General features: G+C 63.8%; 15 protein-coding genes and 2 pseudogenes. 8 read left to right on the top strand and 9 right to left on the bottom strand.

Annotation, left to right across the window (positions count from 1 at the left end; translation table 11 throughout):
• Positions 1–49 precede the first annotated feature (49 nt).
• Together JG739_RS10540 and JG739_RS10545 are read right to left on the bottom strand one after the other, a co-directional pair.
• Entirely contained in the window at positions 50–808 is a 759-nt protein-coding gene (locus tag JG739_RS10540; RefSeq protein ID WP_202366405.1) for a metallophosphoesterase family protein, read from the bottom strand.
• A 278-nt stretch (positions 809–1,086) separates the two neighbouring features.
• Positions 1,087–1,443, bottom strand: a complete 357-nt coding sequence (locus JG739_RS10545; RefSeq protein WP_202366406.1) for an ArsR/SmtB family transcription factor — start codon at positions 1,441–1,443, stop codon at positions 1,087–1,089.
• 192 nt (positions 1,444–1,635) lie between these two features.
• Between JG739_RS10545 and JG739_RS10550 the strand changes: the two genes are divergently transcribed.
• Complete coding sequence (locus tag JG739_RS10550) at positions 1,636–2,814, top strand: MFS transporter (RefSeq protein ID WP_202366407.1); 1,179 nt, start codon at positions 1,636–1,638, stop codon at positions 2,812–2,814.
• A 79-nt stretch (positions 2,815–2,893) separates the two neighbouring features.
• On the opposite strand, the gene JG739_RS10555 is transcribed toward JG739_RS10550, so the two are convergent.
• A complete protein-coding gene (locus JG739_RS10555; RefSeq protein WP_202366408.1) occupies positions 2,894–3,547 on the bottom strand; it encodes a dihydrofolate reductase family protein in 654 nt (217 codons plus the stop codon).
• 151 nt (positions 3,548–3,698) lie between these two features.
• Here JG739_RS10555 and JG739_RS35270 point away from each other — a divergent pair.
• From JG739_RS35270 to JG739_RS10570, 4 genes and pseudogenes are all read left to right on the top strand, one after another.
• Positions 3,699–3,844: pseudogene (locus JG739_RS35270) on the top strand (manganese-binding transcriptional regulator MntR); the annotation flags it as partial.
• Between the two features lie 106 nt (positions 3,845–3,950).
• Positions 3,951–4,139, top strand: coding sequence for a hypothetical protein (locus JG739_RS10560; RefSeq protein WP_202366409.1), 189 nt, complete (start codon positions 3,951–3,953; stop codon positions 4,137–4,139).
• A 203-nt stretch (positions 4,140–4,342) separates the two neighbouring features.
• Positions 4,343–5,266 carry a KPN_02809 family neutral zinc metallopeptidase gene (ypfJ, locus tag JG739_RS10565; protein ID WP_202366410.1) on the top strand — a complete coding sequence of 308 codons (924 nt, stop codon included), beginning with the start codon at positions 4,343–4,345 and terminating at the stop codon, positions 5,264–5,266.
• A 180-nt stretch (positions 5,267–5,446) separates the two neighbouring features.
• Positions 5,447–6,700 (top strand): TCR/Tet family MFS transporter, encoded by a 1,254-nt coding sequence (locus tag JG739_RS10570; RefSeq protein ID WP_202366411.1) that lies wholly within the window; start codon positions 5,447–5,449, stop codon positions 6,698–6,700.
• Between the two features lies 1 nt (position 6,701).
• On the opposite strand, the gene carA is transcribed toward JG739_RS10570, so the two are convergent.
• Positions 6,702–7,919, bottom strand: coding sequence for a glutamine-hydrolyzing carbamoyl-phosphate synthase small subunit (gene carA, locus JG739_RS10575; RefSeq protein WP_244749790.1), 1,218 nt, complete (start codon positions 7,917–7,919; stop codon positions 6,702–6,704).
• A 110-nt stretch (positions 7,920–8,029) separates the two neighbouring features.
• Positions 8,030–8,161, bottom strand: a complete 132-nt coding sequence (locus JG739_RS36005; protein ID WP_274609431.1) for a hypothetical protein — start codon at positions 8,159–8,161, stop codon at positions 8,030–8,032.
• A 35-nt stretch (positions 8,162–8,196) separates the two neighbouring features.
• Here JG739_RS36005 and JG739_RS10580 point away from each other — a divergent pair, with 35 nt between their 5' ends.
• On the top strand, positions 8,197–8,646 hold the full coding sequence (locus tag JG739_RS10580) for a GatB/YqeY domain-containing protein (protein ID WP_202366412.1): 450 nt from the start codon (positions 8,197–8,199) through the stop codon (positions 8,644–8,646).
• A gap of 110 nt (positions 8,647–8,756) precedes the next feature.
• On the opposite strand, the pseudogene JG739_RS10585 reads toward JG739_RS10580, so the two are convergent.
• Positions 8,757–9,156 (bottom strand): annotated as a pseudogene (locus JG739_RS10585) (DUF1801 domain-containing protein).
• Between the two features lie 192 nt (positions 9,157–9,348).
• On the opposite strand from JG739_RS10585, the gene JG739_RS10590 reads away from it, so the two are divergent.
• The gene (locus JG739_RS10590; protein ID WP_202366413.1) at positions 9,349–10,239 is read left to right on the top strand and encodes an arginase family protein; all 891 of its coding nucleotides are present in this window, start codon (positions 9,349–9,351) and stop codon (positions 10,237–10,239) included.
• Positions 10,240–10,252: 13 nt separating this feature from the next.
• Here JG739_RS10590 and JG739_RS10595 read toward each other — a convergent pair whose 3' ends face one another.
• Positions 10,253–10,756, bottom strand: coding sequence for a DUF1801 domain-containing protein (locus JG739_RS10595; protein WP_202366414.1), 504 nt, complete (start codon positions 10,754–10,756; stop codon positions 10,253–10,255).
• 109 nt (positions 10,757–10,865) lie between these two features.
• Here JG739_RS10595 and JG739_RS10600 point away from each other — a divergent pair, with 109 nt between their 5' ends.
• Positions 10,866–11,423 (top strand): GNAT family N-acetyltransferase, encoded by a 558-nt coding sequence (locus JG739_RS10600; RefSeq protein ID WP_202366415.1) that lies wholly within the window; start codon positions 10,866–10,868, stop codon positions 11,421–11,423.
• On the opposite strand, the gene JG739_RS10605 is transcribed toward JG739_RS10600, so the two are convergent.
• Both JG739_RS10605 and JG739_RS10610 read right to left on the bottom strand, forming a co-directional pair.
• Positions 11,405–11,563, bottom strand: a complete 159-nt coding sequence (locus JG739_RS10605; RefSeq protein WP_202366416.1) for a hypothetical protein — start codon at positions 11,561–11,563, stop codon at positions 11,405–11,407. The genes JG739_RS10600 and JG739_RS10605 overlap by 19 nt on opposite strands.
• A gap of 77 nt (positions 11,564–11,640) precedes the next feature.
• Positions 11,641–11,853 carry a DUF2061 domain-containing protein gene (locus JG739_RS10610; protein ID WP_202366417.1) on the bottom strand — a complete coding sequence of 71 codons (213 nt, stop codon included), beginning with the start codon at positions 11,851–11,853 and terminating at the stop codon, positions 11,641–11,643.
• Between the last annotated feature and the right edge of the window lie 38 nt (positions 11,854–11,891).

Here is an 11,891-nt window from a genome sequence, read left to right on the forward strand (position 1 = left end):
ATGGCATGAACGCGTTGCGTTCAGCCGGAGGCATGAGCTCGTACCTCGCTCAGCCTGACATAAATCCGGTGCGCAGCGCGTGGGCCCATTCCGACCGTCCCGCCTGTTCGGCCTGCCGCGCCGCCGCCTCATGGTCATAGTCGACGGCGATGGCTTCGAAGCGGTCGGGGCGGCCCGGCCCACCCAGTTCGACGATGCCATAGCGTGCATGCGGAGAGCCTTGCTCGGAGACATGCGCCGGTGGCGTGTCATCGCCATAAGCGGGGCAGCCGATGCTGCCCGGATTAAAGACCACCGGGCCGTCGGGGATACGGATCAGTTCGCTGCGGTGGCTGTGGCCACACAGCACGATGCGGCAAGCGGGATCGAGTGCGGCCAGCCGCCGCTTGATGGCGGCCAGCGGCGCGCGCACCAGGCGGCCGTCGGCCATCGTATCGATCAGGTATTTTTCGTCATGGTCGGGTCGGGCATGGAAGGCGGTCACCCCAAGCGCGATCTCCAGCGTGAGCGGCAAGGCCAACAGTGCCTCGCGCTGGACCGATGTCAGCCGTTCCTGCGCATAGCGGTCGGACGGCCACATGGCTTCATCCGCGGTATCGCGGGCGACGCGGCGGTCGTGGTTGCCGCGCACTGTCGGCAGGGCGAGCGCTTCAAGCCGCTCCATGGTTTCGCGCGGCCAGAGCGGGCCGGAGACGCAATCGCCGAGATTGACTACAAGATCGGCGCCGCCGCGCTGCCGCAGATCGTCGAGCACGGCGTCCAGGGCGAGGATGTTGCCGTGGATATCGGCGAGAACGGCAATGCGCATGGGAAGCTCCGTTGGGTCGAATGACTGGTCGGGACCTTGCAGGACTTGGGTTCCTCGCCCCCACGAAAGTGGGGGAGAGGTGGCTCGGCGAAGCCGAGACGGAGAGGGGGACTGCGCCGACCTGATTCCGAATGCTTTAGACAACTTTCCCCTGTTGTGCCACTTCGGAGGCCCCCTCTCCGACCGCGGAGCCTGTCCTCGGGCTTGCCAAAGGCAAGACCCGTGGGCGGCCACCTCTCCCCCGCTATGCGGGGGAGAGGAACCCAAGTCCTGCAAGGCTATGCGCGGACTTCGATCTCGGCGGCGCCGACCGCGGGCAGTGCCGGGTCATCGACGGCTGCGGCAATGACGCTATCGAGCAGGCCCGGAAAGCGGGCATCGAGATCGTCGCGGCGCAGCGTGATCAGCCGGCTGGTGCCGACGACCTCGGTGCGGGTGACGCCGGCCTCGCGCAATTTGGCCAGGTGGTAACTGAGATTGGTTTTTGAGCCGAGATCGAGGAACTGGCTGCAATTCAGCGGCGCGCCTTCCTTGCTGGCGAGATAGCGCACGATGGCCAGCCGGGTGGGATCGCCGAGCACGGCAAGCACGTTCGGCAGGCTGATCTGGTCGGCGGTGGGGTGGGGCAGCGTCATGCCGGAGAACTAAGCGCAATCAGGGCCGATTTCAACGCATCTCCTCTTGGTGGATGCAAGCAGTTTCCACCTCCTGCTCCCTTGTCCTGACAGAGAGCTGTCAGCAGGGTTCGGTTATTTTCGGGCGGCTTCATTGACATTATCCGCCATTATGTACAATTGTTCAATAACCTTTGAACTAAGGATTTCACCATGGACAAACGCCTTATCTGGCTTGCACTCGGATCATTCACGATCGCGACCGAAGGCTTCGTCATCTCCAGCCTGCTGCCCGATATCGCGGGGGATGCCGGCATCTCGGTTCCACTCGCCGGCACGCTGATCACCGCCTTCGCGCTCGCCTATGCCCTCGGCACGCCGATCCTGGCGACGCTCACCGGCGAATGGGACCGGCGGCGCGTCATCTTGTGGACGCTGGTGTTCTTCGTGCTGGGCAATCTGGCGGCGGCGCTCAGTTCCTCCTTCGAACTGCTGCTGATCGCGCGCATTGTCATGGCGCTGTCGTCCGGCCTGTTCGCGGCCACGGCGCAGGGGACGGCCGTGGCGCTTGTCGATGATCATCACCGCGCCCGCGCCATTGCCGTCGTTGTCGGCGGCACTACGGTGGCGGTGGCGGTCGGCGCACCGCTCGGCGCGGTTGTCGCGACCGTTGCCGGCTGGCGCGGCACGTTCTTTGCCATCGCCGGGCTCGGCGCACTGGCCGGCGCAATCCTGTGGTACCGACTGCCGCGCGGCATCGTCGGCACCAGGCTGCCGCTCAGGCAGCGGCTGGCCGCAACGCTTCGCCCCGGCGTGCCATCGATCCTGCTGACCACACTTTTGGCGCTCACCGGCGCCTTCACGGTCTTTGCCTTTGTCGCGCCGCTAGCCATCGAAGGCGGCGGCTTGAGCCCGATCGCGCTGCCCGGCATGCTGCTTGCGTTCGGGGTCGGCGCCGTCATCGGCAACATCGCCGGCGGGCAGGCCGCCGACCGCTTCGGCGCGACGCGCACCGTCAGCTGGTCGCTGGCGCTGAGTGCGGTCATGCTGGTGCTGCTTTCGGTCATCCCGGCATTCCTGCCGCAAAACATCGCCGGGCCGGCGCTGATGGCCATGATGGTGCCGTGGGGCATCGTCGGCTGGGCCTTTCCGCCGGCGCAGGCCAGCCGCATCATCAGGCTGGCGCCCGACGCAGCGCCCATCGTGCTGTCGCTCAACGGGTCGGCGCTCTATCTTGGCGTGGCGCTCGGCGCCGTTGTCGGCGGCGCGGTGCTTCGCTATGGCGCGCCGGCTGATCTCGGCCTGGTCGCAGCGGTGTTCCCGATCCTGGGTCTTGGCGTCATGCTGGCCGGCCACCGGGCCGCCCGGGCGGTGGCCATGCCGGCGGAGTAAAGGAGCGTGGCGCTGTCCTCGTCGCGCTGCCAGGGCAAAATTCAAGCGGAGCGAGAAACCCAGGTCCTGTAACCCCACACTACTTCCAGGTCCGGCGCCTCTCCATCTCGGCTTCGGACGGCTGTCGCTGGGCGAAGGATCCAGTCTTGATCTCACCGGCGCGTTCATAGCTCGCTATGATGACCCCGGTGGTCGATGCCTGTGAGCGGTTCAGCTTGAAAGCCGCCGGGATCGCGCCACTGCCAAACAGCCGCTTGCCCTTGCCCAGCACCAGCGGGAAGGTCAGCAGGCTGATCTCGTCGATCAGGTCGTTGGCGAGCAAGGTCTGGATCAGTTCGCTCGAACCCTGGATGAGCAGGTCGGGGCCGTGCTCCTGCTTGAGCTGGCGCAGTGTGGCCACGACGTCGTCGCCAAGCGATTGGCTGTTTTGCCACGACAGCGTGTCGGGCCGGTGGGTGGCCACATATTTGGTGACGGCGTTGAAACGGTCGGCGATCGGATCGTCTTTCTGGTACGGCCAATGCGCGGCGAAGATGTCGTAGGTCTTGCGGCCGAGGAGCAGCGCGAAGGGTTTTGCGAAGGTCTCACCAATAAAGGCGCCCGCGACGTCGTCCCAGTAATGGAACGTCCAGCCCCCGAATTCGAAGCCGCCGACCGGGTCTTCTTCCGGCCCACCGGGCGCCTGCATGACGCCGTCGAGGCTGACGAATGTCGCAGTGGTGATCTTCCTCATGGGATTCTCCCTTTTTTGTCATCCGAGCCGTTGCGGCCGGATTTCGGCCAAAGGACGTGCGAGCGGATGCCTGTCCGACAGGGTCGGAAAATTTCTGGGCTCCGGCGCATGTCGAGCGGCGAGCACGGGACGTGGCGTGCCTCACCGATGCCGGCCGCATGCGGAAGCGAGCCGTATTCGCCATCAGACGGTAGAAGCCTTCTGCGCTCGCTCGGCGTCAGCGCCGAAACGGCGCGTATCGATGCCGTCGAGCACCAGGTCAGCGCCGAGACGCTTGAAGCGTTTCATAAGGCGATGACGGGCGAAGTCTACTGCTATTTTGCCGACAGTCCTGCCGGAACCGCCGTGTTGCCGCTGCGTTTGAGATCGTGCCAGCAATTGGCGCGAGACCGAGGAGGATATGATGGGCGTTGAACAGGCACCGACAGCGAAGGGCAAGCAAGCGGCCAAGGGATTGAAGCAGTCTGCGGCGAAGGACGAACGCAAGACCGAAGCGGATACTGGACGCCCGCTCAAGAAGGGCGGGGCCCGCTTCGAGGAGCGCTCGAAAAGCTCGGACGGCAAGAGCGCCGGTACCAAGCAGAAGATCTGAGCGTGACCGACAAGTCCAAGACCAAAAAAGCGCCGCCAGGGCTCTCAGCCGCGGGGTCGTGCAGGGACCGATCCCCAGAGCCGGAGGGCCCCTTCACGCGAAAAATACTGTGACTTGGCGCAACCATTGGGATAATTGTTTGTTGGGTCGGATCGGGCCATGAGATCGGCAAGATACCGATACGCGCACCCCGGGGAGTTGCCATGCTCTGGAAAGGTCGTCGTCAAAGTGACAACGTCGAGGACCAACGCGGCCAGGGCGGCGGGTTCAACCTGCCGCGCGGCGGCCCCGGCCGTCTTCGCATCCCGATCGGCGGCCGCTCCGGCGGCGGAATGTCGCTGTCGACCATCATCATTCTCGTGGTTCTGTATTTCGGGCTGAAAGCCATCGGCATCGACCCGCTGCAGATCTTGGCCGGTGGCGGCTTGGGGCCGGGTGGCGGCGGTCAGATCACCGACAGTAGCGGGCAGGGCACCGGTGCGCCCGCCTCCGACGAGATGAAGCAATTCGTCTCGACGGTGCTGGCCGAGACCGAGGACACCTGGACCGGCATTTTCCAGGCCGAGGGCCTGACCTACGAAGACCCCAAGCTGGTCTTGTTCAGCGGCCAAATCCGTTCGGCTTGCGGCTTCGCCTCTTCCGCGGCCGGCCCGTTTTACTGCCCCGGCGACCGCAAGGTCTATCTCGACACCACCTTCTTCCAGCAGCTCGACCAGCAATTCGGAGCTTCGGGCGATTTTGCCCAGGCCTATGTGATCGCGCATGAGGTCGGCCATCACGTGCAGAACCTCACCGGCATCCTGCCCAAGTTCAATCAGATGCGCCAGCAGATGGGCGAGGCCGAGGCCAACCACATGTCGGTGCAGGTCGAGCTCCAGGCGGACTGCTTCGCCGGCGTCTGGGCTCATTTCACCGGGCAGAAGGGCATTCTGGAACAGGGCGACATGGACGAGGCGCTGAACGCTGCCCAGCAGATCGGCGACGACACGATGCAGAAGAAGATGCAGGGCTATGTGGTGCCGGAAAGCTTCAACCATGGCACCTCGCAGCAGCGTCAAACCTGGCTGGCGCGTGGCTACAAGAGCGGCAAGCTGTCGGATTGCGATACGTTCAACACCCCGATCTGAGGTATTTGGACTCTCGTTGAAATGGCGTTGAAAGCGGCGGCGATGCAGCCGCGCTCAGTCGACAGTTGATGTCAGGATGAAAATTCCTGGCCTGTTCCCTTATTGTTCTGTGTGGCTGACTCGCCTATAAAAGGCCCTTCCGCCTTCGGCTGCGAGGCGGCTCCAGGAGTCGATACCGTCATGATCGAAGCCAAAACCGCCAGGCGGGGCCTTGCGCTTGTTTTCACCACGCTGCTGCTCGACATCACTGGCATCGGCATCATCATGCCGGTGCTGCCGGCCTATCTGCAGGAGCTGACCGGCGTCGGTGTCAGCGAAGCGGCGATCGAAGGCGGCTGGCTGTTCTTCGTCTATGCGGCCATGCAGTTCCTGTTCGCGCCGCTGGTCGGCAATCTCAGCGACCGCTTCGGACGCCGTCCGATCCTGCTGGCCTCGGTGCTGACCTTCGCCGTCGACAATCTGATCTGCGCGGTGGCCTGGTCCTATTGGGTCCTGTTCATCGGCCGGGTGCTGGCCGGCATTAGCGGCGCCAGCTATTCGACCGCATCCGCCTTTATCGCCGATGTCAGCACCGACGAGAACAGGGCGAAGAATTTCGGCCTGCTTGGCATCGCCTTCGGCGTCGGTTTCGTCATCGGCCCGGTGCTGGGCGGGTTGCTTGGCGAATTCGGGCCGCGCGTGCCGTTCTGGGGCGCGGCGGTGCTTGCTCTGATCAACTTCATCGTCGGCTGGTTCTTCCTGCCGGAAACGCTCGAGCAGCATCACCGGCGCCGCTTCGAATGGCGCCGCGCCAATCCTCTCGGCGCCCTGAAGCAGATGCGCAATTACAAGGGGATCGGCTGGATCGGGCTGGTGTTCTTCCTGATGACGCTCGGTCACATGATGTACCCTGCCGTGTGGTCGTTCGTCGGCAGTTACCGCTACGGCTGGAGCGAGCAGCAGATCGGCTTCTCACTCGGCGTCTTCGGCCTTGGCGGGGCATTGGTGATGGGTTTTGTCCTGCCGCGCGTCATCCCACGGCTCGGCGAATGGCGGACCGCCGCCATCGGCCTTGCTTTTACCGCGCTCGCCGCCTTCGGGTATGCCGCGGCGTGGAAGGGCTGGATGATCTATGCGGTGATCGTGGCGACCTGTCTCGAAGCGCTGGCCGACCCGCCGCTGCGGAGCTTGGCGGCAGCCAAGGTGCCGCCCTCCGCGCAAGGCGAATTGCAAGGTGCGATGACCAGCGTGTTTTCGATCACCAGCATCATCACGCCGTTGCTTTATACGGGAATCTTCGCCTGGTTCACCGGGCCGAGCGCGCCGGTGACATTCGGCGGCGCGCCCTTCGTGCTCGGCGGCATTTTTCTTGCTTTGTCGCTGATCGCATTCGTGCTCAGGGTCGAAAGACCGGCGGCGGTGAAGGATGTCACGACCGCGACGGTGCGAACCTGAATCAGGCGCGCTCCGCCAGTGCCAGCTCGCCGCGCTTTTCGCGGATGAGATTGACGAAGCGGCGGAACAGATAGTGCGAATCCTGCGGGCCGGGCGAGGCCTCGGGATGGTGCTGGACCGAGAACACAGGCCTGCCGGTCAGCGTGATGCCGCAGTTCGAGCCGTCGAACAGCGAGACATGGGTTTCTTCGACGCCGCTCGGCAATGAGTCGGCATCGACGGCAAAGCCGTGATTCATCGAGACGATCTCGACCTTGCCGGTGGTGTGATCCTTGACCGGATGATTGGCGCCGTGATGGCCCTGATGCATTTTGGCGGTCTTGCCGCCCAGCGCCAGCGCCAGCATCTGGTGGCCGAGGCAGATGCCGAAGACCGGGATGTCGGTCTTCAGCAGGTCCTGGATGACCGGAACGGCATAGTTGCCAGTGGCTTCCGGGTCGCCGGGACCGTTGGAGAGAAAGATGCCGTCGGGCCGCATGGCGAGGATCTCCTCGGCGCCGGTGTTGGCCGGCACCACGGTGACCTTGGCGCCCAGGCCGGCAAGCAGCCGCAGTATGTTGCGCTTGACGCCGTAGTCGATGGCGACGACATGCATGGACGGATCGGTCTGTTCGCCAAAGCCCTCGTCCCAGACCCAGGGCGTCTCGCGCCAGACCGAGGACTGGCCGGAAGTGACGTCCTTGGCCAGGTCAAGCCCGATCAGGCCGGACCAGGCGGCGGCGCGGCGCTTCAGCTCGTCGATGTCGAAAATGCCATCGGGGGCGTGCGCGATGACGGCGTTGGGCATGCCCTTTTCGCGGATCAGCGCGGTCAGCGCGCGGGTGTCGATGCCCGCAAGCGCGACGATGCCACGTTTCTTCAGCCATTGGTCAAGACCAGAAGCGGCGCGATAGCTGGACGGATTGGTGACGTCGGCCTTGAACACTGCGCCGACTGCGCCGGCGCGGGCAACCGGGTTGAGATCCTCGATGTCCTCGTCATTGGTGCCGATATTGCCGATATGCGGAAAGGTGAAGGTGACGATCTGGCCGGCATAGGACGGGTCGGTGAGGATCTCCTGATAGCCTGTCAGCGCGGTGTTGAAGCAGACTTCGGCGACGGCGGAGCCGGTGGCGCCAAGGCCGCGGCCCTCGATGACGGTGCCGTCGGCCAGCACCAGCAAAGCGGTCGGCTTCTCGGTGGCCCAGGGCGGGGTCGACGCGGCGGTCATCGTTGCCATGGCGGCACTCCTAAAAGGCTGCGCCCTTCAATCGGTCCGGCGAACCATTCTGCGCAGCAAACCGCGCGCAGCGGCGATCTCGCAGCCAGCGCGCGCAACAAAAATTCAGTTCATGCAAGGCCCAGTACATAGGGGAAGGCGCCATAGCGGTCAATAATGCGACGCCCGCAGGCGCGATTTATTTCGTCGAGCAATATCAGCGGTTTGCCGGGCGCGTCGAATTTGCCTTGGGCATTCGGCACGGCTATTGTCCGTCGCATTCGAAGGAGAAAGCATCATGCGCGGCAAAATCGCCGAATCCCTGAAGAGCGCGATGAAGGCGCAGGACAAGCGTCGGCTGCCGACATTGCGGCTGATCCAGGCGGCCATTCACGACCGCGACATCGTCAATCGCGGCGCCGGCAAGGAGCCGGCCAGCGACGACGAGATCCTGCAGATCCTGGCCAAAATGGTGAAGCAGCGCGAAGAGTCGGCCAAGGCTTTCGACGACGGCAAACGGCCAGAGCTTGCCGCGCAGGAGCGCGACGAGATGGCCATCATCCGCGATTTCCTGCCGACGCAACTGGGCCAGGCCGAGACCGAAACGGCGATCCGCGCCGCCATCGCCGAGACCGGCGCCAGCGGCGTCAAGGACATGGGCAAGGTTATGGCCGTGCTCAAGGAGAAATACGCGGGCCAGATGGATTTCTCCAAGGCGAGCGGCATCGTCAAGGGACTGCTGCAGTAGGATTTGCCGCTGCAGCGATACTCAAAAAAAAGCCTCGAAAGAGGCGAGCGCGAGGCGCCAGCCCGGCCGGATGATCCTCAAGCGTTCTTTGGTTTCCGAGAGCGAGCAGCTCACACCGACAGGTTCAGTGCCACGGCGGCGCGAATGAGCGCCTTCAACGCCTCGTCATCGATCTGGTCGCCCTCATGGATGTCGATGGCGCGCCTGGTGTTGCCTTCGAGGCTGGAGTTGAAGAGGCCAGAAAGGGTCCTCCAGCGAGGCGCCCTTGGCGAAGGTCATTTTCACCACATTCTTGTACGTCTCACCGGTGCAGATAATTCCAGCGTGTTCCCACACCGGAACCCCTCTCCACTTCCACTCCTCGACCACTTCGGGATCGGCCTGCTTGATGAGGGTTCGGACCCGAGCGAGCATCTCGCCCCGCCAGTCGCCCAACTCGTTGATTCTCGCATCTATCGACTGAGAGGGAGTGCCTCCTCCTGCTCCTTCCTTCGAGCCGCTCTTCTTCATGGCTGTTGTCGTTTGGTCATGCTTGGTCCCAGTGGCTTTGTGCACGTCGGCGTCTGGCGTCTCACGACGGCTTCGATACGATGAGCCGTTTGCCGTTCCGGCGCGGGCAACAAACTCTCGACGTCGACGAGGAACCTTCGTCGCTCCAGACCCGTTTTGCAACCAGGATCATACGAAAAATGGAGCTTCGATTTGGCGGCGCGTTTGTTGAACATTTTCGGCGCCGCCACCAGCGCCGGCGCCTATTCGCCAGGGCAGGAACAAGCCCCCGCGGCGTTTCGGCGGCATGGGCTCGCAGAGGCGCTCGCCAGCCGAGGCAGAACCATCAGGGATCATGGCGATGTTGCATCGTTCCGCTGGCGGCCGGATCCTTCGCGGCCGCAGGCCATGAACCTGGAGGCCGTGCGCGGGGCCTGTGACTTGGTCGCAAGCCATGTGGCGACGGCGATTTCAGCGCAGGAGGACGTGCTTGTTTTGGGCGGCGACTGTACTGTGGAACTGGGAACGGTCGCTGGAGCGAACGCGGCCGGAGCGCGGATCGGACTCGTCTACATGGACTTCGACGCCGATCTCAACACACCTGACACGAGCGACGGCGCCTTGGACTGGACTGGTGTCGCTCATCTGCTCGACATCCCGGGATGCGAGCCTTCGCTCGCCGGCCTCGGCCCAACGCATCCGATGCTCGTGCCTCAGCAACTCCTCTATTTCGGCGTCGAGAACATCACTCCGCCCGAAGCCACCGCCATCAGGGATAATGCGATCAAGGTCATATCGCGTGAGGAAGCTTTGAGTGATATCGAGGCGGCGGCGACGCGCGCGACCGAATGGGCGGCGCGGTTTGACTGCGTGCTTATTCACTTCGATGTCGATGTGCTCTCCTTTATCGATTTTCCGATTGCTGAGAATGTGCGCCGTTGCGACGGTCTCAAACTGGAGCAGGCCGCCTTCGTGCTAAAGCAGTTGACCGCCCTGATGCAATGGCGCGGCCTGACCGTCACAGAAGTTAATCCGGCCCATGCGCCAGACGAGCCCGCCGCGTTTGCCCGCTTGAATGAGGTGCTTGCAGACGCCCTTGGCTGATCCAAGATGCATCTCACAGTCGTTCGCCTGGCAATTGGCTGGCCTGCTTCACCCAGGCGGTGAACTGAGCTTCGTCGAGCTGGTCCTCATAAATGTCGAGGTAGCGCACGTCCTTGTGCTTGGACTGGCCGGGAGGAACAGGACGCAGTGAAGTGCCCCGGAAGAACGTCACTTTGACGTAGCGGGTGAAGACGTGGAACGACAGGAACCAGCCCTGGCCCTGGATGCCGTAAAACGGCGAGTTCCATTTGACGGCCTTGTGCACGCCGGGGACGGTGCGCATGATGATTGCGTCGAGGCGGCGCCCGACATCGCTTTTCCAGCCCGGCATGGCCGCGATGTAGGCCTGCACTGGGGCGTCACCTTCGGCCTTGGCGATCTGGGGGTTGCCGCCTGCCAGGAGTGCCGGCTTCGCTTTCTTGCCGGACTGCGGCTTCGGCGTCGCCTTGCGCGGTTTGGTTGTTGTGACCCGCTCGGCGGCGACCTTCGCCGACTTCTCAGACCTGTGCTCGGCCATTGTGTTCACTCCAAAACAGGTGGACCCAATCGAAGACATTTGATTTTAGAAAGCCGCCCCTGAAGATCAACTTCGGAGATATGAGGGCGGCAGCGGAGCGATCTTCCCCATGGTCGAACTCGTCAAACCGGCGCTTGAACATCTGCCGTCGTACAAGGCCGCCCTCGAGCGCGGCTGGTCGCCGGACAATGTGCGGCTGATGGAGGCGACGCGCGAGCAGCTTGCGGCCATCGACAACGACCCAACGGCCTTCCTCGCCGATCTCGACGACCCCGATGCCAAGGGTGGTCCGATCACATTGCCCGATGGGACGAAAGTGCCGCGCCTGCCGGGATTCCGGCGCTGGATCTGGGACGGCGAAGTCGCCGGATCGATCGGCCTTCGCTGGCAACGCGGCACCGCCGAGCTGCCGCCACATGTGCTCGGCCACATCGGCTATGCCGTAGTGCCATGGAAGCGGCGGCGCGGCTATGCGACAGAGGCAGTGAGGCTGATGCTCGGTGAGGCGAGGGCGCTCGGACTGCCCTTCGTCGAGATCACTGCCAAGCCGGGTAATCTCGCCTCGCGGAAGGTGGTCCTGGCCAATGGCGGACGGCTCGTCGGGCGATTCTTCGAGGATGCTGCCTATGGCGGCGCCGAAAGCCTGCGCTATCGCATCGACCTGTAGCGGCTGCCGATTATTCGGCAGCCAGCGCGGCATCGCGTTTCGGCCCAGATATGCGAGGCAAGCGCGACCGCCACGGCGACCAGCATGGCCATTTCGCCAACCACCGGCAGACTTCGATAGCCATAACCGGCATTGAGCATGGCTCGACGCCGCTCTAGGTTTTCTTGATCGGTTCAGCCATGCTCCGGCCGCACAAGGCCAGTATGAGAAATCCGGGCTAGATGGCCGTCGTCTTCCTCCCGTAGGGGATTTTCAACCACGCCCGCTCGTGAAAATAGTAGAGCAGCGACTTGGTGATGACCTCGGTCACTCCGATGGCCGCAGCGAGCTTGATGCTGCCTGTCACGATAAGCGAAATGATTATCGTGTCGACCGTGCCGGTGACGCGCCAGGAAAGCGCCTTGGCGAAACTGCGCGAATGGGTATCCATCGACTTTCCTCCCGGCGGATTTTAAGCGAAGACGGTTG

The sequence above is a fragment of the Mesorhizobium sp. L-2-11 genome (assembly GCF_016756595.1).
Lineage (GTDB): Bacteria > Pseudomonadota > Alphaproteobacteria > Rhizobiales > Rhizobiaceae > Mesorhizobium.